The sequence below is a fragment of the Bacteroides sp. HF-4919 genome, assembly GCF_018860125.1.
The window spans coordinates 43,503-64,413 of the sequence record NZ_JAHKNF010000010.1 but is presented as its reverse complement, the minus strand read 5'-3'; the positions used below and the strand labels follow the sequence as shown (position 1 = coordinate 64,413).

19 protein-coding genes are annotated in these 20,911 nt (G+C 49.2%); 16 read left to right on the top strand and 3 right to left on the bottom strand.

Going from position 1 to position 20,911, the window contains the following annotated elements; genetic code table 11:
• Positions 1 to 7: 7 nt before the first annotated feature.
• The 11 genes from KO473_RS16955 (at position 8) to KO473_RS16905 (ending at position 13,095) form a co-directional block, all read left to right on the top strand.
• Positions 8 to 1,021 (top strand): fimbrillin family protein, encoded by a 1,014-nt coding sequence (locus tag KO473_RS16955; protein ID WP_122130722.1) that lies wholly within the window; start codon positions 8 to 10, stop codon positions 1,019 to 1,021.
• A 15-nt stretch (positions 1,022 to 1,036) separates the two neighbouring features.
• Positions 1,037 to 2,005: a fimbrillin family protein gene (locus KO473_RS16950; RefSeq protein WP_122130723.1), complete on the top strand. Its 969-nt coding sequence runs from the start codon at positions 1,037 to 1,039 to the stop codon at positions 2,003 to 2,005.
• A 161-nt stretch (positions 2,006 to 2,166) separates the two neighbouring features.
• Positions 2,167 to 3,312, top strand: a complete 1,146-nt coding sequence (locus KO473_RS16945; protein WP_122130724.1) for a fimbrillin family protein — start codon at positions 2,167 to 2,169, stop codon at positions 3,310 to 3,312.
• 146 nt (positions 3,313 to 3,458) lie between these two features.
• Positions 3,459 to 4,523: a fimbrillin family protein gene (locus KO473_RS16940; protein ID WP_005780031.1), complete on the top strand. Its 1,065-nt coding sequence runs from the start codon at positions 3,459 to 3,461 to the stop codon at positions 4,521 to 4,523.
• A gap of 20 nt (positions 4,524 to 4,543) precedes the next feature.
• Positions 4,544 to 5,440 carry a fimbrillin family protein gene (locus tag KO473_RS16935; RefSeq protein ID WP_227559666.1) on the top strand — a complete coding sequence of 299 codons (897 nt, stop codon included), beginning with the start codon at positions 4,544 to 4,546 and terminating at the stop codon, positions 5,438 to 5,440.
• A 68-nt stretch (positions 5,441 to 5,508) separates the two neighbouring features.
• The gene (locus KO473_RS16930) at positions 5,509 to 6,324 is read left to right on the top strand and encodes a fimbrillin family protein (protein ID WP_005780027.1); all 816 of its coding nucleotides are present in this window, start codon (positions 5,509 to 5,511) and stop codon (positions 6,322 to 6,324) included.
• A gap of 37 nt (positions 6,325 to 6,361) precedes the next feature.
• Positions 6,362 to 7,354 carry a fimbrillin family protein gene (locus KO473_RS16925; RefSeq protein WP_101604333.1) on the top strand — a complete coding sequence of 331 codons (993 nt, stop codon included), beginning with the start codon at positions 6,362 to 6,364 and terminating at the stop codon, positions 7,352 to 7,354.
• 116 nt (positions 7,355 to 7,470) lie between these two features.
• Positions 7,471 to 8,472 (top strand): fimbrillin family protein, encoded by a 1,002-nt coding sequence (locus tag KO473_RS16920; RefSeq protein ID WP_032541772.1) that lies wholly within the window; start codon positions 7,471 to 7,473, stop codon positions 8,470 to 8,472.
• Positions 8,473 to 8,526: 54 nt separating this feature from the next.
• Positions 8,527 to 9,690 carry a DUF4906 domain-containing protein gene (locus KO473_RS16915; protein WP_005780023.1) on the top strand — a complete coding sequence of 388 codons (1,164 nt, stop codon included), beginning with the start codon at positions 8,527 to 8,529 and terminating at the stop codon, positions 9,688 to 9,690.
• Positions 9,691 to 9,719: 29 nt separating this feature from the next.
• Positions 9,720 to 10,667, top strand: coding sequence for a hypothetical protein (locus KO473_RS16910; protein ID WP_005780021.1), 948 nt, complete (start codon positions 9,720 to 9,722; stop codon positions 10,665 to 10,667).
• Between the two features lie 7 nt (positions 10,668 to 10,674).
• Positions 10,675 to 13,095, top strand: a complete 2,421-nt coding sequence (locus tag KO473_RS16905; RefSeq protein ID WP_250716554.1) for a DUF4906 domain-containing protein — start codon at positions 10,675 to 10,677, stop codon at positions 13,093 to 13,095.
• A 127-nt stretch (positions 13,096 to 13,222) separates the two neighbouring features.
• Here the strand turns inward: KO473_RS16905 and KO473_RS16900 are convergent, their stop codons facing one another.
• Together KO473_RS16900 and kbl are read right to left on the bottom strand one after the other, a co-directional pair.
• Complete coding sequence (locus KO473_RS16900) at positions 13,223 to 13,627, bottom strand: DUF2721 domain-containing protein (RefSeq protein WP_005806973.1); 405 nt, start codon at positions 13,625 to 13,627, stop codon at positions 13,223 to 13,225.
• Positions 13,628 to 13,674: 47 nt separating this feature from the next.
• On the bottom strand, positions 13,675 to 14,862 hold the full coding sequence (kbl, locus tag KO473_RS16895) for a glycine C-acetyltransferase (RefSeq protein WP_005806971.1): 1,188 nt from the start codon (positions 14,860 to 14,862) through the stop codon (positions 13,675 to 13,677).
• A gap of 136 nt (positions 14,863 to 14,998) precedes the next feature.
• Between kbl and KO473_RS16890 the strand changes: the two genes are divergently transcribed.
• From KO473_RS16890 to KO473_RS16870, 5 genes are all read left to right on the top strand, one after another.
• Positions 14,999 to 15,952, top strand: a complete 954-nt coding sequence (locus tag KO473_RS16890; protein WP_005780013.1) for an NAD-dependent epimerase/dehydratase family protein — start codon at positions 14,999 to 15,001, stop codon at positions 15,950 to 15,952.
• A 95-nt stretch (positions 15,953 to 16,047) separates the two neighbouring features.
• Positions 16,048 to 16,902: a DUF4348 domain-containing protein gene (locus tag KO473_RS16885; protein WP_101603290.1), complete on the top strand. Its 855-nt coding sequence runs from the start codon at positions 16,048 to 16,050 to the stop codon at positions 16,900 to 16,902.
• Between the two features lie 18 nt (positions 16,903 to 16,920).
• Positions 16,921 to 17,919: a UDP-N-acetylmuramate dehydrogenase gene (gene murB, locus KO473_RS16880; RefSeq protein ID WP_122130737.1), complete on the top strand. Its 999-nt coding sequence runs from the start codon at positions 16,921 to 16,923 to the stop codon at positions 17,917 to 17,919.
• A 1-nt stretch (position 17,920) separates the two neighbouring features.
• On the top strand, positions 17,921 to 18,679 hold the full coding sequence (locus KO473_RS16875) for an MBL fold metallo-hydrolase (protein ID WP_122130727.1): 759 nt from the start codon (positions 17,921 to 17,923) through the stop codon (positions 18,677 to 18,679).
• A 92-nt stretch (positions 18,680 to 18,771) separates the two neighbouring features.
• Positions 18,772 to 20,409, top strand: a complete 1,638-nt coding sequence (locus KO473_RS16870) for a DUF3352 domain-containing protein (protein ID WP_122130728.1) — start codon at positions 18,772 to 18,774, stop codon at positions 20,407 to 20,409.
• A gap of 78 nt (positions 20,410 to 20,487) precedes the next feature.
• Here KO473_RS16870 and KO473_RS16865 read toward each other — a convergent pair whose 3' ends face one another.
• Entirely contained in the window at positions 20,488 to 20,862 is a 375-nt protein-coding gene (locus tag KO473_RS16865; RefSeq protein ID WP_005780004.1) for a DUF3127 domain-containing protein, read from the bottom strand.
• Between the last annotated feature and the right edge of the window lie 49 nt (positions 20,863 to 20,911).

Sequence of the window (20,911 nt, the reverse complement as noted above, 5' to 3'; positions counted from 1 at the left end):
AGAAAAAATGATGAAAACGAAATTAAGTGTAGCGGTCATGGCATTCCTATTGGCGGGCTGCTCAAGCAATGACACGGACAGTCTGCCCGAGAATCCGGTGAACGCAACCCCTATCCGGGTGTCGCAGAGCGTACAGGGCCTGGCCACCAGCCGTGCTGTGGCTGCCGAAGGAGCCGAGGTGACAGCTACCGTGCTGATGCACGACGGAACATCGGGAAATTGGTCGGGTTTTACTCCGGTCACCAAGAACGAGGTTGGCGATGACGGAGCGCTGAATGCACGCGCCACTGTGTCGAACACCACTTTCACGGTAGGCGGTTCTGCCGCCGATTTAGGGCTGAACCCTACTCTTTACTATCATGCGTCAAATACGAGTGAGAATTCTTTCCTGGCGGCAGTCTCTCCCGCAGGTGAGGTGAGTGCGACTACAGTAAAGATCCTTCAGACAGACGGACAGCAGGACGTGATGTATGCGAAGGAAGTAGCGGCCGGCAACAGCGGGGCATCGCAAACAGCCGCCCTGGTTTTTGAGCACCTCACCACTCAGCTTAATTTTGCGATGAAACTGGAACCGATTGCCGAGAGCAAAGGAGAGTGGGCAGGTAAAACGGTCAGCCTGAAAAGCATTGAGGTGCAGGAGGCTTATCGTCCTACCATGGTGAACGCCACCAATGGCGATGTGACGTGGGATAATATCAATAGCGGTACTCTTCCTGTCCCGGGCATTTCTAACAATGTGCTGTCGGCGGAAGCCGTGAAAGTGGGTACACCGGTCATGATCCGTCCTGCGGCTAAACTGACGGTTTGCGCCATTATCAATGTAGGTGGCACAGACATTCCTTTCCACAATGTGCCCGTTAAGGCTGCGGGCGGAGACGATCTGGCTACAGTGAAAGGCGAAGCCCACCTGATCACCTTGACAGTGAAAGAGCCGAAGGGTGCGAATGCTACCAAAGTGACGGCTACCGCTACCGTGACTCCATGGAAGGCCGGTGCTGCCGGCAGCGCGACATTAGAATAAATCTCCCTGTTGCCCATGTTGACGAAACACTCTTTTACACAGATAGGCCTCTTCGCCCTGCTGGGCGCATGGGTTTCCGGCTGTACGGCCGCCGGCGACTCTCTCTTGACGGAAGAGAGGGTCCCGGTGCAGCTCTGTGCCCGGGACGGAGCGCTGTCGAGGGATGCCGCTGCCGGCAATCTGCCGGAACAGGAGTTCGAAGCTACGGTGGCACTTTCTACTGTGAAGGGTGACTACGCTTCTTTATCGGAGGCATACGAAGGCGCTTGGGACGCCACGGTCCGGACTGACGGCTCTATGGAGTGGAAAGCGGCGGCGGAAGCCGAGCCTGTATTCCCCCCTTCGGGCGACTGGCTCTACCTGACCGCTTTCGCTCCGGCGGCCGTTCCGGTAAGCGGCGTGGCGTCTTTCGTGCTTACGGGACAGACCGACCTGCTTTATGCCGCCGAGCTTCGTGGCAACAAGTGGGAAGGTGAGCGCTTTGCCGGCAACCGCTTGAAGGCGGACCGTCCGCTGGAGTTCAGCCATCTGCTCACACAGCTCTGCTTCAAAGCCTGCAAGGGCCTGACGGACGGAGTGGCTGTAAGCATCCGCCGGATTACGGTGAACGGGGCGCTGCCTTGCGCGGACTTGACGTTGGCTACGGGAGTGCCGGCGTTCAGCGCTACGGCGGATCATCCCGCCGGACTCTCACTGAGCCTTGCCGGACCGGGAACCGAGGTGACCGGCACCGTTCCCGTGGAAATAGGAACGATACAGGTGCCTCCTTTACAGGCGGGCGGCACCTATACACTGACTGTAGAAACTTCCATAGGCACGTTCAGCGGTTTAACGGTGAACTACGCCGCCGGAGAGAATCTGTTGCAGGCAGGCATGTCCCATACCGTGACGCTGACCATCGGTGACCATGAATTAGGAATCACCTCCGTGACCGTGCAACCGTGGACTACGGTGACGGTGGACGGTGACCTGGAGGCGGAATAATTTCACCACAGAGTAATTTCACCACAGAGTACGCAGAGTACACAGAGGGGATTTATTCAAGAGGTAATAGATAGAAAGACTAAAAAAAACTCTGTGTCCTCTGTGTCCTCCGTGGTGAACTCAAAAGAAAAACGAATTATATATTAAAGGAAAAACGAAACATGATGAACCATAATATGAAAGTTCATTGGCTGCTTGCTCTTCCGGCAATGCTTCTTGCCGTAGGGTGCGGTGAGAGCGCATTGCCCGAAGAAGGGCCGGACGAAGAGGAAAGAGTAGAATTGCAGGTGTCACCGCAGGTGGCACTGACACGCAGCGCGATACAAGGCACAGATGCGGCTACGGACGGAGCTGCGATGGGAAGCATCGCGGTATACGCAAGCAACGCGACGACCAACAATGCGACGAATAATTACGGGCTCTATGCCTATAGTGGTGGCAGTTGGAGTAATAGCGGTACGGATAAGATTTATCTCTCGGCAGAAGAGGCGAACATTTATGCGCATTATCCGGCCTATAAACCGGGGACAGGCGGGGCGCTTGCGACAACCGGTACCGCTTTGAAGGTGAACGGAAGCGGGCAGGTGACTGCTAATTCTACCGTGAATATCTCTGTATTTCCGGGGACAGAATCTGCTGCGATTGATGCTTCAACAGATAATAGCGGTAGCAGTACAGCGCTTCTTACGGCTTCGGGAGAAGTGGACTATATGTATGCCGATCAAACAAGTACTCCGAAAGCCAGCTATAAAAAAGGCGTATCCGCTAAAGACGGAAAAGTCACTCTCTCCATGAAGCATGCCCTTGCCATGGTCAGCTTCCGGGTATACGCGGATCATACTTATAAGAATACCGGTGCGTTAACCAAGTTGGTGCTTAAGAATGTAAATTCTGCCACTATACTGAATAATGGCGGTACCAATCCTACAATGAAGATTTCGGACGGTACGATAACCCCGGGAAGCAGCCCTGCGGCAGCGACCTATACACGAGGTATTTCGAATTATACTTTGCAGAAAGCCTCGGCTGACGCTGATAATGCCAAAACCACAGCCCAGAACGCCTCGAAAAAAGTAAGTATCTTGGTGCTTCCCGAATCGACGCAGGACAAAACGAATGTAGAGGTCACCCTCAAGATTGACGGTCAGGATTATGCGGTCAGTCTCGGTAATGCTGCGACGAATGCCTGGAAAGCCGGCGAGAATTACCTCTACACCGTCAAGCTCAGCGGTAAAGAACTCTCTATCACCAGCGTGACCGTAGCCCAGTGGAGTGGAAAAACCGGAGGTTCTTTAGAAATACAATAGGTAATAGTTATGAAATACATTCACCACAGAGGACGGAACGATCAATGATGAACGACCAGCGATCAATGATCAATGATGAACAGTTTAGAACAGTAAAACTCTGTGAGACTCAGTGTCCCTCTGTGGTGAATTAAACCAAATAATAGATGACCCGACCATTTACCTTTTTACTCCTTTGGAGCGTAGCTCTGTTTTTCGGTGCCTGTTCCGGCGAAGACTCTTCCGCCACCGACGGAGACCGCGTCCCCTTGCGTCCCGGTATTCATGCCGGTGCTACCCTCGTCTCCAGCCGTACCCTTGTCAATGGCATCGGTACGGGTGCAGACCGGATCAATAGCATTGGCATCTACCTCGCAGCTCCGGATGGTAGTCTCTATCCCGGTAGCAGTGCCACGGGAGCCACCTTTACCAAAGGGTCCGGCAACAGTTGGAGCAGCACCCCGCCTACCTATGTCAGTCTCCGGACGGCAAGGCTCCATGCCTGGTCACCTGCCACCGTGACGTTGACGGCCGGTAGCGGAACCACTCTGCCCACACTTCCGGTAACTCTGCCTGAGGGGCAGACCTTTGACGGAGCCAATGACTACGGTTGTTCCGTCCATGACTATCTGTACGGTTCCGCCACTTCCACTCAGGGATCGGCTGAGCCCATCACTGCCAACAGCCAAAGTGCCACTCCTGCCATTTACTTGCAACATGCGTTGGCACAACTGGTGTTTCGCATCCAGAATGCGACTGACCGGCCTGCGGATGCGGTGTATGACTATGTAAAAAGCGTTCACCTGACCGCCGAGGGAGGCGCTACACCCTTTCTTACGGGCACTTCGGGCGCGATGGCTTTATCGGATGGGACGCTATCCGGATTGTCTGCAAGTGGTAAGCTAACCTTCACCCCTTCGGCAAACCCGCAGAAGATAGGAACCACCGGAGCTGTTACCGTGGCCTATGGACTGGTGGCGCCGAAAACGGCGGCAGCATCGTCTGCACGGGTCACTTTGACTTTGCGGCTGGGCGAAGCCGGTTTGGGTAACACCGCCACCGAACGTGAACTGACCCTTACGACCGATGTCTTCAATCAGGCATGGGATCGGGGAAACCAATACATATATACGTTGACGCTGGGTAAGCGGGGACTGACCTTGCAGGACGCGGCCATTCTGCCTTGGAATGCTGAGACTCCGGTGGACCAGGATATGAAGCCGATAGGATGATAATTTTTTAAATGATGTGTATGAAAGCAATTCAATTCTATATCGTGTGTCTGCTGCCGGTGCTGGCCGGATGTGCCGACGACACGGCGTTGCCCTCCGTACCGGAGGGAACTCCGCTGACGGTGACCGCCGAAATAGGTGTGCCGGATGCGGCGCAGACGGTGGCGCCCACCCGTGCCGTTGCCGCTGACAATGGTTACGACCGCAGCACTTTCGTTACTGCCGACCGCATCCGTATCATCCGTACGCGTGGTGGAAGTTCGTCCGCTCCGGTGGATTATACGCTTTCCGCCACAGGAGAGTGGACCCCTTCGGCAGCGGGCTCGGAATTGCTTTTTGAGTCGGGAGCTACCTATCAGGCTATGTATCCCGCCGATTACTCCGGCATTTATGCCGATCAACGAAACAAAACGGGAGGTGTGGACGGTGAGAACTACCGCAACAGTAACTTGCTCCGTACCAGTGCCGGGGTGACTTCCGGTGCAACCGGGGTGCTCTCCTTCACGGGAGGCGAGAATGCCTTTGTGCACCGCAACACCAAGTTGACCTTGACATTTGAGGGTAAGAATGCGTTGACACAACCCTTCGCATATATGACCGTGCAAGGTCAAGGGCTTTATAGCGGCGGAACCGCTGACGAAGATATCTACCTGTATCGTCCGGACGAGACGAAATACACCTGGCACGGCATCCTGTCACCGCTGACAGCCGAATCACCTACGCCGGAGCAGAAGAAGGTTACCGTTACGGTGACCGACTACAACGGAGTGAGCTATACCGCCAGCCTGACTTGCGAGCGGAAGGCGGGCAGCCATTACAGTTACACCCTTACGTTGCAAAACAACATCCTGATGCCCGTAGGAGAAGAGATCAAAGGATGGGAGAACGGAGAGTCGCATACGGGAAGTCTCACGTAACAATGAATTATGAACGAATAACCTCTGTGTGACCTTGTGTCACTCTGTGGTAAATTAAATGATGAACAATGAACGGTAAGAGAACGAATTGGATAGGAGGAGTATGGATTGCGCTGGCTCTGGCGGCGTGCGCCCAAGGGGATCCGTTGCCTGTTCCGTTGGAAGTATCGGCGAAAATAGGACAAGGAGAGACCCGTGCCGGGGACACGCACGCGACTGACTATGACAAACGGACGTTCGTCGCCGGCGACCGGATAAAAATATCGAAATCCGGTGGTGCTGCCGAAAGTGCACTCTATCAGCGCAAAGCGGAGGGTGGCTGGGGGCTGGCCGACGGACAAACAGCGCTGACCACTACCGGATCAGAGTCTTTTGCGGCTTCCTTTCCGGAGGAATTCAGCGGTATCCTTGCCGATCAAAGCACGCCAACCAATTTCTGGAAAAGCAACCGGTTGACGGCGGCAGGAGTATCGAACGGAAATAAATGCAGCTTCACCTTTGCGCCGGCAGCGGCGAAGGTGACTGTGGTGGTGACTTATCAGTCGTCGCAGACACCTGAGAGCGCCAGTCTGTCCGGGACGGGAATTCGTACCGATGCAGGTACCTCGGAAACCATAACCCCGTATTGCGCCTCGGGAAGCACGACGGCTTCCGTTCGCCATACCTATGTGGCGATAGTCTGTCCCGGCTCGCGGCAGTTCACCATCAGGCTGAAAACGACGACGGAGGCGCAAAAGACTTATACCGACACGTCACCGTTTACGCTACAGGCGGGATATAACTACCAATATAACTTCACCGCCACCAACGAACTGATTCTGACGGGTGTCACCGTGGCGCCTTTCAGCGATGTGGCGGAAGAAAATGTGGGAAGCGCAACCTGAGAAAAGAAGAGAGATGAAACAGAAAGAATATAGACCGATGAAGAATAGGAAAGCCCATAAGGGCACGATGGGAGCCGTACTGCTACTCGCAGCCTTATTCACCTCGTGCGGGGCGGACGATCCGTTGCCTGCGGGCGGCCCTTTGCGGCTGACCGGGGTGGAAGTGGAAACCGGAGAGGGAAGTGCCGCCACCCGTGCGGCCGTCACCACCGTCGAGGCGATCAGTGTATATGCCACTACTGAGGCTCACGTGGCTTATGGCAGCAATCCGTTTTCGGAGTATCGGCTGCAGAACAACTCCTGGAGCGCGGATGCTGCTCCGGTGATTACCGCCAATGCCCTTCTGTATGCCTGTCATCCTCCGGTGGCGGGAGTGACCCATCAGGCTGACGGCAACCACACTGTACCCGTATCGGTGATGACTACCGCCAGTGCCACCGATTTTCTGGCGACGGATCAGCCGGACTATCTCTATGGAGTATCTCCCGCTTCGGGGCTGGCACCGGTCACGGCCACTTCGGGTGCCCGGGCGGTCAGCTTCAGGATGAAGCACGCTTTGGCAAAGGTCAGTTTCCGGATTGTGAAGTCGGCTTCGGCGAATAAAGATAAGCTGGAGTTGGTGCAGATAGAGATACAGAGCGGAACCAGCCGTTTGCAGTCGGGTACGGGTACAATGAACCTGAAGACCGGTGTCCTCAATGGCCTGTCGTCCACCTCCCTGTTGACGCTTGCCGATGCGGCAAGGCCGGTCGTGCTGAAAGAGCAGCAGGCTACACCGAATGTGAGCTGCCTGACAGCCCCGATGACGGGAAAGGAAACTGTGCTTTCGTTCCGCCTGAAGGTTCGCATCAATGGTGAGTCGGCAGAAAACGCCCATGCGTTTGAGACGAAATCGGTAAGTGCCGAATGGAAAGCCGGTTACCACTACGTCTATCAGATTACGGTGGACAAGATGGGGGGCAGCTTGAGTTCGGTGAAGATAGATGACTGGAAGAGTGACGCGAACCAGAACACGAGTATTGGAATTTAAGTTTCACCACAGATTACACGGATTAACACAGATTATTTACTCTTCAATATCAACCAGGATAAATTATTAATCCGTGAGAAGTCTGTGTAATCTGTGGTGACAAAAATAGAACGATGATGAATAAGAGACTGAAATATTGGATAGGTTGTGGCCTTTGCTGCTTGGGGAGTCTTGGGCTGTCTGGGTGTTCGGGGGATGACATGCCCGGGGCGTCCGGTTCCGGCGGAGATGAAGGAGAGCCGGTGGCACTCAGTTTCCGGCTCTGCCGCTTGGTGGCAGGAGAGGCGTCGACGCGTGTGGACGGTGATCCGGCGGATATGGCGGACGGAAAGACATTCCAGGTTTACGCTTTTCCGGCCAATGCTTCCACAACAAAGACCCAACCGCTGGACGGTAAGACCTATACGGTGAAGAATGGAGTGGCCACGGGTGAACTCTATTTATACCGCGGGACGTACGATCTTTATCTGGTGTCGTATAACTCCTCGACCGAAGTACCGGAACTAAAGACGGACGGTACGATTCCGGTCGGGAACGGCAAAGACTTTATGTATACTACGCTGAAAGGGATTGTGGTACAACCCAACCAGATGGGAGAGACCCACATGAGCGTGACGCTGCCCAATCCGTTTAAGAGAATGGGGGCACAGGTGCAGGTGAGGGTAAGAGCCAAAGACGGCTCGCCGGTGCGTGTCGAAAAATTGAAAGCCAATAGGGTGACTATAACGGGACTGCCGCCTTCATTGACTTATACGCTGGGACAACCGGCATGGGGGACGGCGTCCGGTTATGACTCTTCATTCGCTTTTGAATCGTTTCAGGAACCGGCTGGTGGAAATCCGACTGCATGGCGTGAGAGCAGCAAAGAGGTATTGCTTCCCGTTGATGGTTCGACGTTGATAAAGTTCGATGTAGATCTGACAGTGGATTATTATACGAATACCCCTTATGTCAGTTCGTTCCCTGCCGAGATACAGAAAGTGTTGTTGCCGGGAATGACCTATCAGTTTGACTTTACGTTGACGTTTTATGGTATTCTGAAACCAACCGATCTGACGCTGGCCGTGAAAGAATATAATACAATTACGCTGAATACCGACGATTTGGGAAAGGGATAGATACGCTTTTCCGGATCATCGTTTTGAAGAAACAGACAAAGTTATAATAGCAATATGGATGGAGTAAAAATAGGATTCAGGAATCTCTGGGGACAAGTGGCAATGGCATTGGTTCTATTGTCGTCGATGGGAGGCTGCACTGAGGAAGAGACTTCCGCCGGATCGCGAAACATGGTCTTCCGGTTGAGTTTGCCGGGAGTGTTGGAGGTGAACACACGGGGAGGAGGAACGCTGAACGAGGTGATGATTGATAATGTATGGGTAGTGCAATATAGTACCACTGGTGACAGCGGAACGCAGTTGGCGGATGGAACATTTCTGAAAGCCCGGTATTTCGACAATTCAAAGCTGAGCACTCCGAAGGATAACATGACTATTGAAGTCGCTACTTCGGACTTCTCGACAGCGGCAAGCCGGTTTTACGTGATAGCCAATGCCGGTTCCGATTTGTTTGCGGAACAGACGGTTGCAGGTGGCAGCGGAATTGAAAAAGAATCGAAACTGAAAGCGGTCACTGTTGATTTTCAAAGTAGCAATCCTACTTTGCTGTCTTCCGGCCCGTTGATATCGGCCAGTGCCGAGGGTAAATTGGTGGTGGTAGCCCCGTTGCTTCGTGCATTTGCCAAGGTAAACGTGACATGGAGGCTTTCGTCCGATATAACTTCAATGGATGGAGCAAACTATGGCGCAAAGGCGACAATCACCGCTTTAAAAGTATATAACTTGCCTGAGAAGAGTGCGCTTTATGCACGTGGGGGTGGAGCATTGACAGCTCGGTATCCCGATCTGTCGTCGGTTAGCGGTTCAGTTGTGGAAATTAAAGCTTCAGATGGCACAAGTACTTTCCCGGTGAACACAACCCGCAGTTTCCACATGGCTGAGAATCTCCGGGGTACAGGTACAGGGGGGAGTTTCGCTGAAAAGAACTTGACAGGAAAAGGACCGGGAGACGGTGGAGCGTTGACGGGATGCACGTATCTGGATTTGGAGGGAACTTATACTTATTCTGGTGCGACGGACGCAATCGGCATGAAATACCGTGTTTATTTGGGAGGTAACTTAATGAATGACTATAATATCCAGCGGGGCTATCTTTATGATTTGACCGTCAACATCAGCGGAGCCAATAGTGCGGACGTAAGGGTGACCATTACGGATGGTAACGTGATTATGTTCGATGAAGTGGAAGTCATCTCGAATGAAGTGAATTTTAGATAATATGAAGGAGGTAAGATGAAATACAGCAGTTGTATGAAATTGTATGGAGCTGGCACCTTTGGATAACCGATTATGTGCCGCAGGGGATTACTTCCTCTGTTACTTATGCCCAGGCACAGCAGTTGACTCAGAACGGGAGTGTACATCAGTATGCTACTGATGCTTTCAAAGATGGGGGAGCGCATGTTGGGAAAGTGATTATGGACCGGAACCTGTGCGCGACTGCCGGAGGATTTCCCAGTGAGAATGCTTCATTGCTGGAATTTGCAAAGCGGATAGGCTATCTGTACTATTGGGGGCGCAAGGACCCGTTCTTGGGGTCGATAGACGGAACAGCGAATGAACTCAACGTTATTTATGATGGAGAAGGACGAGGGGTAAAACTGGGAAAGGCCGCTTATTCCAATATTACATTAGTAAATGGCAATACGCTGCAATATGTGATTGAGCATCCTGAGCATATTATAACGGGTTCGCGCAGCGATCAGGACAATAGCAAGTGCTCTTGGTATAGTTTGAATGAAACTACTACGGAGTATCAGTATTTGTATAATAACTCTAAAACTCTTTATGATCCTTGTCCGGCAGGGTGGAAGACTCCCTATCAAACAGTGTACAAGGGCTGGAACACGGGGCAGGGATATTGGTTTAATGCGAATGGAGCATTTGTGCAAAATGGTAGTGCACACGAGCGGGGTGGACGTCTGTATAATGTATCCGGTGGAGGTGGTGTGCCCTCTCCCCGTACAGAAGATAATACAGCCTGGTTCCCGGTCACGGCATACCGGTCTTTTGCCAATGGAAATTTGATATTTGATGGAAGTGCCGCCGGATACGAAGGAACGAATACGATAGCAAAAAATGGCAATAACTACCGGATATATTATACAAAAATAGCGGCAGGAGAATTGAGTACCCCGGCTAATGCTTGGGGAGTTATCGGTGAACCTTATCCGTTTCGATGTGTACAAGAATAATAATGATATGAAACAGACTTGGAAGAATAAATGGTTAATGCTCTTGGGAGGAGTGATCCTTCTGGCAGGGTTGAGCGGATGCGAGGACCGGACGGAAGAGGCGGTGCTTCCTCCGGCAGATGGTGAAGAGGTGACGGTATCGATGGTCTTCGGCTTTGCCGAAGATTCAAGTGATAATGATCCTCAACGGCTCGCCGTTGAAAGCAGCAAAGCTGCTTTTGAGGTGAAACGGTCACCAAAAGCGGTGACTCGTGCTTCGACAGACGTACCCGATCAGTTATATAACTTGGAAATCTATCAGTATGATGGGCAAACAAAAGCCCGTTTGAGTGGAGGAGTATACGGTGATGTAAAGATCGGTCAGCGTTTAGACGTGACATTAACTCCTGCGAATGGCTGTCAATTGCTGTTAGTGGCGCGGGGTAATGGAAATGCCATAGCTACACTGAGTAATAACAAATTTTTATCGGATGTGCAGGTGATGGAGGTAGATGCGTCGGTGATCAATGCTATTGATCCTTCGAATAGTGAAGATATGAAGAAGATGCCTTATGTACTCCATTTGGAGCATGTGAATGTGGCGCAATCAGGTGGTAAGTATGTGATTCAAAGTCCGGACGGCAACTATGATACCCGTTTGTTGCTGAAGCGTCTGGCCGCACGGTTGACAGTGAGCTGGAACTACAACGTGAGTGGATATGCTTTGAAACAACTGTTGCTCCAAAGTGTCCCGTTGAACTATGCGGTTATCCCTACCCCCGATAGTGAGGGAAATTATCCTTCTATCCTGGATCAGTTTACTACTTTGCAGATAAAAAATGTGGCACAAAGCGGAAGTTACTCTTGCTGGGTACCGGCCAATATGCGCGGAGAGAAACCGGCAGCGAACTCTGAAACCCAACGGACAAAAGAGAATGCTCCTAAAGGAAGTTCTTTCTTTAACTTTGTCGCGGTGAGCGATCAGGATGCAAAAGTTAAACTGGACTATCGTGTTTATATCGGCGGGAGGCAGTCGACGAATTTCGACATTAAGAGTAATGCGAATTATGATTATACGGTGAACTTTGCACATAGCGGTATCCCGACAAGTGATAAACGGGTGACCTATATCAACCCTGTACCCGCTTCGGAAAATAATGAAAACTTTGTGCCTACGGCCAATTGCTTTATGGTATCCGCCGGAGGTGGCTTCTGCTTTGATCCGCTGGCATACCAACAGAATGGAGATCCGGATAAAACGAACGATGTATTGAAAGGTTGGTGTGAGGCTTCCGGAGGAATCACTACGATGAAACTGCTCTGGCAAACCAAAGAGGATGGAGACATCGGTGAGCCGGTAATGGGAATCGTAACTTCGGAGGATGACCATACGAACATCGTGGATTTGAAACGGACAGATGGAACCGATCCGACGTTGTATCCGGTGAAGAATAAAGGGGAAGCCCGTGTTTATTGCCGTGTGGCTCCGGGAACTACCGGTGGTAGCGGGGTGATTGCCGCTTATGGTGCGGATGGTAAGATACTCTGGAGCTGGCATGTGTGGGTGACGGACTACCGCCCGGACGCGACAGGTGATGCGGATGTGCAAGAGCCGTTGACTAAAAGAAAACTGAAATTTACATATGGCAATCATGGAAACCAGTTACCGATGATGGATCGTAATCTGGGGGCTATGGCCGGATATGCCGGCGTGCCGCCGTCGGATGTGGAGAAGTTTAAGACACATGGATTCCATTATCAATGGGGAAGGAAAGATCCATATCCGAGCAGTTATTCGAATAAGCCGATCACGATAGTGAATCTTCCTACTCCGATGACTAAACCGATTGTGGGAATATTAAGCTTATATAAGCCGGATGGAGTCACTTTCCTGCCTTTTGATCCGGCTGTAAATGCTCAGGCGACTTATCGGACGGCTTACCAGAATCCGTTGAATATATATAAAAAGACAAATGTACATAAATGGATAGCGGACAGTGATCGGAATAATACATATCTGAATGCTTGGAATATTCAGAAGACAGTTCATGATCCGTGTCCGGCAGGATGGCGTGTAGCACTGATTGAGAATTATCTTTCACTGTTTAGCAATGTGAATCAAGCAGTCAAAGCATCAGACAATGGTGCTAATGTGATGAATTCGGATAGTGTTGGTGCACATGGAGGAATGGTTATGGCATATGATACAAATAAAAAACTAACGACTTATGTTCGGCTCACCGGTTATTATTATTTGGATAGTCAGTTTGCGTATATTGGAGAATCTGCTTTAATTTGGTGCGGAAATAAGTTAGGTACTGCTTCGGGAGGGGAAACAGTGAGTTATTTTAAAATAGGAAAAACTGCTTCGACAAAAGCAAGTATTGTTCTTACAGGACATGAACGTGAAGCAATTCCCCTACGTTGCATTCAGGAGCGGGCTGACTGACCGGTATGGATTGATAAAGTAATAAACGATCTGTTGTTTTGTTTGTGAAAGTTCCGCTTGCTTCCGGTGGGGAGGAGCGGAACTTTATTTATGTGGCTCCTATGGGCGTGGTGTGGAAATGTAATTTTTAATGTTTTAGTTTTCCTTCCATTGTGCTCAGGTAGATGTCCAAGGCACGAGTCGATATCTGTATCTCACGGAGAGAAACACCTAAAGAGGCGATTAACAGAAGCAGTGCAAGTCCGAAAATATAGATGGAAAGCAGGAACAACCCGATGTAGATAAGAAACATAGTAACTACGCAGAAGAATAGGCTGGCAATGCCGAATACCTGCATCATACGGGTCAGGTTGAGGCGTTTGCGCAGATTCTCGATTTGAGCTACATTGATATCAGAGGGATCTTCCATGTAGCGGTCGCGAAGAGTGCGTACCAATTGGGCATACGAGAGAAAACGGTTGGTGTATGCCAAAAGAATAAGTGAAACGGCTGAAAATAGCAGCGCGGGTGTCGTGAGTGTAAGTTCTTCCATTGTTATCGTACTTTTATATACAATAACAATGGAAGAGAAATAAAGGTTTACTTCAGTACACCTAATTCTTTACCTACTTTGATGAATGCAGCGATACATTTATCGAGGTGTTCTTTTTCGTGACCGGCTGAAATCTGTACACGGATACGTGCCTGGTCTTTCGGAACTACCGGATAGTAGAAACCTGTTACATAAATACCTTCTTCCTGCATGCGGGCCGCATAAACCTGTGACAGTTTGGCATCGTACAGCATCACGGCACAGATAGCACTCTGAGTCGGTTTGATGTCAAATCCGGCTGCAGTCATCTTGTCGCGGAAGTAGTTTACGTTTTCTACCAGTTTGTCATGGATTTCGTTGCTTTCTTTCAGCATCTTGAATACTTCGAGGCTGGCACCGATAATACCCGGAGCGAGTGAGTTTGAGAACAGGTACGGACGGCTGCGCTGGCGAAGCAGGTCGATGATCTCTTTGCGGCCGGTGGTGAATCCGCCCAAAGCACCACCAAAGGCTTTACCCAGAGTTCCGGTGTAGATATCTACACGTCCGTAAGTGTTGTACTGTTCGCTTACTCCATGACCGGTTGCACCAACTACACCGGCAGAGTGAGATTCGTCTACCATCACCAGGGCATCGTACTTCTCGGCCAGATCACAGATTTTGTCCATTGGAGCTACATTACCGTCCATTGAGAATACGCCGTCGGTAACGATAATTCGGAAACGCTGGGCTTGTGCTTCCTGCAGGCAACGTTCCAGGTCGGCCATGTCTGCATTGGCATAACGATAGCGTTTTGCCTTGCAAAGACGTACTCCGTCGATGATAGAAGCGTGGTTCAGTGAGTCGGAGATGATGGCATCTTCGTCGGTGAACAACGGTTCGAACACACCGCCGTTGGCATCAAAGCAAGCTGCGTACAAAATAGTGTCTTCGGTTTTGAAATAGTCTGAAATTGCGGCTTCCAGCTCCTTATGTATATCTTGAGTTCCGCAGATGAAACGTACAGAAGACATACCGTATCCACGACGGTCCATCATCTTCTTTGCACCTTCGATCAGGCGGGGATGGTTAGACAATCCAAGGTAGTTGTTGGCACAGAAATTCAGTACTTCCTTGCCTTTAACAGTGATAGCAGCTTGTTGTGCACTTTCGATTAAGCGTTCCTCTTTGTAGAGGCCTGCTTCTTTAATTTCAGCAATCGTGTTGCTGAGGTGTTCTTTCATTTTACCGTACATAGTGTTTGGGGTTTTAGTTTCTTTTGCAAAGGACACAATTTTTCTTGGAATAAACAACATATATTTGGTATAAAAATGAAAAAAAAGTGCTTACTTTGCGCACCATTTAGCTTAATACACCTTATTAGTAAAGATAATGAAAAATATTTTGGTAATTGGAGCAACCGGCCAGATTGGTTCGGAGCTCACGATGGAACTACGTAAACGCTACGGAAACACACATGTAGTAGCAGGTTATATTCACGGGGCAGAGCCCAAAGGGGAATTGAAAGAATCCGGTCCGTCGGCGGTAGTCGATGTAACAGATCAGGAGATGATCGCCTCTGTAGTGAAGGAGTATAATATCGACACAATCTACAACCTGGCAGCCCTGCTGTCTGTTGTGGCCGAATCGAAGCCCAAACTGGCTTGGAAAATCGGTATCGACGGATTATGGAATGTACTCGAAGTGGCCCGCGAAAACAAATGCGCCGTGTTTACTCCGAGTTCGATCGGTTCGTTTGGCGAAAGCACACCTCACGTGCAGACACCGCAGGATACCATTCAGCGTCCGCGCACTATGTATGGTATCAGCAAGGTAACCACGGAGTTGCTGAGCGACTATTATTTTAATAAGTATGGCGTAGATACACGTGCCGTGCGTTTCCCGGGAATCATTTCGAATGTGACACCTCCGGGAGGTGGTACGACTGACTACGCAGTAGACATCTACTACTCTGCCGTAAAAGGAGAGAAGTTTATCTGTCCGATTCCGGAAGGAACACTGATGGATATGATGTATATGCCGGATGCGCTGAACGCAGCTATCTCGCTGATGGAAGCTGATCCGACGAAACTGGTACACCGTAATGCTTTCAACATCGCTTCTATGAGCTTTGCACCCGAAACAATTTATGCTGCCATCAAGAAACATGTTCCTGACTTTGAAATGGAATATAAGGTAGACCCGCTGAAACAGCGCATCGCCAATAGCTGGCCTGACAGTATGGATGATTCTTGTGCCCGCGAAGAGTGGGGCTGGAAACCGGCTTACGATTTGGAGAGTATGACAGTAGATATGCTTGAAAAACTAAGAGCTAAATTAAAATAATGTGATGATATAGGCCCATGTGCCCGCCGGAATAATGAAATGGTTTTGAAAACCGGTTGGCACATGGGAATATCGACACATTGCTAACTATTAAAATGAAAACAATAATGGCGGGAGTCACCGTCCTGGTGTTGTTTGCCGCATGTGGAAACAACAAAAAGACTGACGCTGACCCCTTTGCATCTATTACACATCTGGTAGATTCGGCTATGGTGAACAAAGCCGACTCCATTGATAAAGAGAAGGCTTCGGACGAACCTAAACCGATTGAAGCTGACGAATCGTTTGACGACTTTATCTATAACTTTGCTTCTGATGACGCTCTGCAAAGGCAGCGCGTAGTGTTTCCGTTGCCCTACTACAGCGGAGAACGAGCTTCAAAAATTGATAAGAAGTACTGGAAGCACGATGACTTGTTTACTAAACAGAGTTATTATACCTTGCTCTTCGACCGGGAAGAGGACATGGACATGGTAGGGGATACTTCACTCACTTCCGTTCAGGTGGAATGGATTTTCATCAAGAAACGAATGGTGAAGAAATATTATTTTGAAAGAATTAAAGGGGCGTGGATGCTTGAAGCAATCAATCTGCGTCCGATTGAGAAAAGCGAGAATGAGGATTTCGTCGAATTCTATGGGCACTTTGCAACAGACAGTATCTTCCAGAGTCACCGAATCCGGCAGCCGCTTGCGTTTGTTACCACCGATCCGGATGATGATTTCTCAATACTCGAAACTACACTTGACTTGAACCAATGGTTTGCCTTTAAGCCGGTATTGCCTACTGATAAGCTTTCGAATATTAATTACGGACAGCAGAATGATGACAATACTTCACACAAGATATTGGCATTGAAAGGTATTGGCAACGGGTTCTCCAATATCCTCTATTTCCAGCGCAAAGACAGTGGATGGGAACTGTATAAGTTTGAGGATACAAGTATTTAGTGATTGCTTTTTATGATTATGGAACAAAAATACTCTCTTTTATCACATAACACTTTTGGCATCGATGTGTCCGCAGCTCGTTTTTTGGAGTACTCTTCAGTGGATGAATTGCATCGGTTGATTGATTCAGGACAAGTGACTTCTCCTTATTTGCACATTGGGGGAGGCAGTAACCTGCTGTTTACTAAAGATTACGAAGGTACTGTTTTACACTCACGTATCGAAGGAGTAGAGGTGGTGGACGAAACGGATGATGATATTGTCGTTCGTGTAGGTGCAGGTGTAGTCTGGGACGACTTTGTGGATTATTGCGTGAAGCATAATTGGTACGGTGCGGAAAATCTCTCCCTGATTCCCGGAGAAGTGGGAGCCAGTGCGGTGCAGAATATCGGGGCTTATGGGGTTGAGGTAAAAGATCTGATTGTGCGGGTGGAGACCTTGAACATTGAGGGGAAAGAACGTGTTTATGATATTTCGGAGTGTGGATATTCCTATCGGGACAGTATCTTTAAGCGTCCTGCAAATAAGAGTGTTTTTGTCACTTATGTCAGCTTTAAGTTAAGTAAGAAGGAATATTATACGTTGGATTACGGTACTATCCGCCGGGAATTGGAGAAGTATCCTACGGTGACATTGGAGACCGTGCGCCGGGTGATTATCGCCATCCGTGAGGAGAAATTGCCGGACCCCCGGGTGATGGGTAATGCGGGAAGTTTCTTTATGAATCCGATTGTGTCCCGCATCAAATTTGAAGCGTTGCAAGAAGAGTATCCACATATGCCTTTTTACGAAATCGATGCCGACCGGATAAAGATTCCTGCCGCTTGGATGATTGATCAGTGTGGCTGGAAAGGTAAAGCTTTGGGACCGGCAGCGGTACATGATAAGCAAGCGCTGGTACTGGTGAATCGCGGAGGAGCCAGAGGCGCGGATGTTATAGCACTTTCGGATGCAGTACGCGCTTCGGTTAGAGAGAAATTTGGAATAGATATTCATCCGGAGGTGAATTTTATCTGAAATGAAAATAAGAATACTTGGTAGCGGGACTTCTACCGGAGTGCCCGAGATTGGATGCACTTGTGCGGTTTGCACTTCAAAAGATCCGAGAGATCATCGTCTTCGTACCTCGGCGTTGGTTCAGGCCGGGGATACTGCTTTATTGATGGACTGCGGTCCGGATTTCAGGGAACAGATGTTACATGTCCCGTTTGGTAAGATTGATGCAGTATTGATTTCCCACGAACATTACGACCATGTGGGAGGATTGGACGACTTACGCCCTTTCTGTCGTTTCGGAGAAGTGCCTATTTATGCCGAAATGTATACGGCTGAGCGTTTGCGTAGCCGGATGCCTTATTGTTTTGTGGAACATACTTATCCGGGAGTTCCGAATATTCCTTTGCGTGAGATTGAACCCAATCGTCCGTTTCTTGTTAATCATATCGAAGTGTTGCCCTTGAGGGTAATGCACGGCAAACTGCCCATTCTGGGATATCGGATCGGTAAGCTCGGATATATTACTGATATGCTGACCATGCCTGATGAATCGTTTGAGCAGTTGCAAGGGGTAGATGTGCTGGTGATGAATGCATTGCGCGTAGCGCCACACAACACCCATCAAAGCCTTTCTGAAGCGCTGGAGGCTGTGAAACGCATTGGGGCAAAGGAAACCTGGTTTATTCACATGAGTCATCATATTGGACTTCAGGCAGATGTGGAAAAACTACTTCCTCCGCATGTGCATTTTGCATTCGACGGGCTTGAAATAGAATGTTAGTGATTAATGCTTAATAATTCTTTCTTTAAGTATATTTTGTTTTATTTGGAGAATTTATTATTTTTGCAGTGAGCCGATAAACAACGAACGCCATGAAACTCCGTACGATAGTGAAAATAGCCGTAATCTCGTCTGTTGTACTACTGTGTACAGGCTTTGCTATGTTTTCTTTTTTCAGATTATCGGCGGTTGAGGGGCGTAAAGACTTTAATCTTTATGCGCTTGTTCCGCGCTCGGCCACTGTGGTTCTCGAAACGGATGATCTTGCCGGAATGATACAGAGTATCAATGAACTGAGCTGTAGCAAAGATCAGCATTTCCTTTATATTTCCAAATTATTTTCTTATTTGAAACTCCATCTTTATACATTGTTGGAAGATACGCCTCACGGGTTGAGTAAACAGATGAATAAGGTGTTGCTGAGTTTTCATGAGCCGGATAATGACCGCAACCAGGTGTTGTATTGCAGTTTGGGAAATGGTGACTATGAGTTAGTGGAGAAATTTATACGTAAATACTGTTCAAGCAGTTTCCCATCAAAACTGTTTGATTATAAAGGGGAGGAGATACGTATCTATCCGATGCCGGATGATAGCTTTTTAGCTTGCTACTTCACTTCCGATTTTTTGGCGGTGAGCTATCAGAAGAAGCTGATAGAACAAGTGATCGACGCACGTTTGTCGAAAAAGTCTTTGCTGACCGACAGCTCTTTTGTAAAAGTGCATGAAGACAAGCGTGCCCGTGTAGCGGCTACTATTTATGCTCGTATGCAACCCCTGAGTATGGGCAAGGCTACCGATGGGATTCGTTCGTGTACACAATTGGGGGGATGGACCGAATTTGATATGAAAATGAACGGGGATGCCATTTACTTTTCTGGAGTCAGTCATGATACTGATACCTGTATGACTTTTATGAACGTGCTTCGGCAACAACAACCTGTAGAAGACTTTCCGGGAGACATCCTGCCGGCTTCTACTTTCTTTTTCAATAAACGGTCGGTGACGGATATGCAGGCGATGCTTGACTTTACTGCCCGGCAGGAATATACAACATCAACCTATTCAGACTATATCAGGGACCGGGACGGAGAACTGCTTGCATTCCTCAAGGATAATGCCGGAGGCGAACTTGTGACCTGTCTGTTCCATTCGGCGGACACTCTTGCGAATCCTTGTGCGGTGATGAGCATTCCCTTGAAGGATGTCCAGCAGGCTGAGCGGGTGTTGCAAGGAGTACTCCGGAGTGCTCCGAAAGAAGTGGACGGCCCTCCGAAGCCACGTACTACTTTCTGTAATACGCCTTTAAGAGCTTATACGCTTTATGTGTTGCCACGTAATACATTGTTTACGCAATTGACCGGAATCACGGAATCTGCCTTATATGTCTATGCTTGTTTCTATGGAGAGAGACTGATTTTGGCTCCGGATGCGGAGAGTCTTGCCACATATGTCCGTTGCCTGGATAAAAAAGAAATTCTGAACGATACTCCCGGATACGAGGAAGCGGTAGTAAATCTTTCTCCGTCATATAACTTTATGATGGTGGCTGACTTGGGAGAAACTTTTTCCCAGCCGGAGAACTACGTCAGGTTGATACCTGCATTTTTCTTTCGCAATCAGGAGTTCTTCCGTCATTTTATTCTTTCTGCACAGTTTACCTGTACTGACGGAGTTGTCTATCCTAATGTGGTTTTGATTTATAAAGGTGATTCTGACGATGTTTCCTGACTACGGTAAGAGACACAAAACCCCGAAAGAAATTGGATAGCTTTCGGGGTTTTGTGTCTTATACTAAGGCATGTTTGCTTAGAAAGGCAAGTCGTCTTTTGCATCACCGGCAATGAATTCCGGTGCTGAAGATGGTGCCGGAGGAGGAACCGGAGCTCCCGGAGTCATGGGTGCGCCTGCGCCTACACGCTCTACTTTCCATGCACGGATACTGTTGAACCAACGATCCTGCCATTGACGTGCATCGATATCGAATGATACGGTCAACTCTTCACCCATCTGGATGTTGAATTGTTCTATTTTGTCTGCTCCGAAGATGTCGAAACACATTTTCTTTGGATATTGATCATGATTTTCGATTACATACTCCTGAGCCTTCCATTCGTTGCCGCTTGTCTTAGAAACTCCACCTCTGGGTTGGAGTATAGCGATAATTTTTCCTGTAAATTCCATTGCGATAATTTTAAATTGTGCGGCGAAGTTACAATTTTTTAGGGATATC